1 pseudogene is annotated in these 748 nt (G+C 39.3%); it reads right to left on the bottom strand.

From position 1 onward, the window contains the following. Positions 1–748 (bottom strand): annotated as a pseudogene (locus BAZO_RS16150) (copper amine oxidase N-terminal domain-containing protein); the annotation flags it as partial.

The following is a 748-nucleotide window of genomic DNA, read 5'->3' as shown; positions in this document are numbered from 1 at the left end:
TCTAGGTTACCTTCCACTACTTTTACAGTTGGTTTTTCACTAAACTTCACGCCATCTGTTAAACGTAGTTCAACTTTACCATCTTTCACTAAAGCACCTTTCGCTGCTTCCGTTAATGTAACGTTGCCAATCGCTTGATTTTTGATACCTGTTTTTACATTAGCTTTGGCGATGTCAACATTTACTGGTGCAACAGCTTTTGCCACCACTACTTCACCGTCGATGCCCGCTTTACCGCTGAATTTAGCAGTGATGTCACCTTGTGCATCAGCTTTTGTTGATACGTAGAATTTCACTTTGAATTCGCGTGTTTTACCAGCTGCTTGTCCTGGTAGGTTATTTAATTCGATTTCATTGCTGTCACCTTTAATTTCTGTGTTGAATTTCGCTTTAAGTGCATCTTCAGCACCTGCCGCAAATCCTTTTACGCCAGAAATTTCATAACCGACAACTTTCACCCATGATGGGAACTCGATTTGAACGTCACGATTTGATAACCATGAACCAGCTACTTCTTCTTTGATTAAGATTTCAGCTGTTTTTAAATCTTTTGTATCAGCATTGTTGCGGCCCGCTAATACTGTTGGAACTTCGTCTTTTACTGATACTTCTGAGCCATAGTCAGCATACTTTGCAACGATGATATCTTGATCGGTAATACCGTCGCCAGATACTTGAACTTCAATATCTCCATAAGCTGCATCTTTATCAGCGTCAATTTTTAATCCTGAAATATAGATTGTATTTA

The sequence above is a fragment of the Schinkia azotoformans LMG 9581 genome (assembly GCF_000307855.1).
In the GTDB taxonomy this organism is placed as follows: domain Bacteria; phylum Bacillota; class Bacilli; order Bacillales; family Bacillaceae_J; genus Schinkia; species Schinkia azotoformans.
This window is presented reverse-complemented; position numbering and strand designations above follow the sequence as displayed.